This is a genomic window from Photorhabdus sp. HUG-39 (assembly GCF_963878365.1).
Taxonomy (GTDB): Bacteria; Pseudomonadota; Gammaproteobacteria; order Enterobacterales; family Enterobacteriaceae; genus Photorhabdus; species Photorhabdus kayaii.
This window is the reverse complement of sequence record NZ_CAWNWY010000116.1, coordinates 1-605: the sequence shown is the minus strand read 5'-3', so window position 1 is coordinate 605 and position 605 is coordinate 1. Positions and strand designations below refer to the sequence as shown.

1 protein-coding gene is annotated in these 605 nt (G+C 61.8%); it reads left to right on the top strand.

Features of this window, described 5'->3' with window-relative positions; translation table 11 throughout:
* On the top strand, window positions 1-605 hold a 605-nt coding region (locus AAC155_RS24290; RefSeq protein ID WP_275658249.1), incomplete at both ends, for a type VI secretion IcmF C-terminal domain-containing protein.

The following is a 605-nucleotide window of genomic DNA, read 5'->3' as shown; positions in this document are numbered from 1 at the left end:
AATGGCACGACACCGTCGTCAGACAGTACCAGACCTACCTGGCCGGACGCTATCCCTTCAACCCGGCAGCTGCTCAGGATGTGCCGCTCAGTGAGTTCGAGCGGTTCTTCCGGCCCGGCGGCACGCTCGATGCCTTCTATCAGCAGAACCTGAAACCGTTTGTGGAAAACAACCTGACCCACAGCGCGGACGGCCAGCAACTTATCCGCCCGGATGTGCTGGAACAGCTGAAACGGGCCGACCGTATCCGCGACACCTTCTTCTCGCCGCAAAACGGTCTGGGCGCCCAGTTCGCCATTGAGCCCCTCAGCCTGACCGGCAATAAACGCCGCAGCCTGCTCAATCTCGACGGCCAGCTGCTCGATTATGCTCACGGCCGCGGCAGCATTGTACACCTCATCTGGCCCAACGCGATGCGGGCCGGGGTGGAAAGCCAGCTCACGCTGATACCGGACGCCAGCGGCAAATCCCCGCGCGTCATCAGCTTCACCGGCCCGTGGGCCCAGCTGCGCCTGATTAACAGCGGCAAACTGACTAATGTGCGTCAGGATGCGTTTGATGTGCGGTTCACCGTGGACGGCGGCGACATGACCTACCGTATCTAC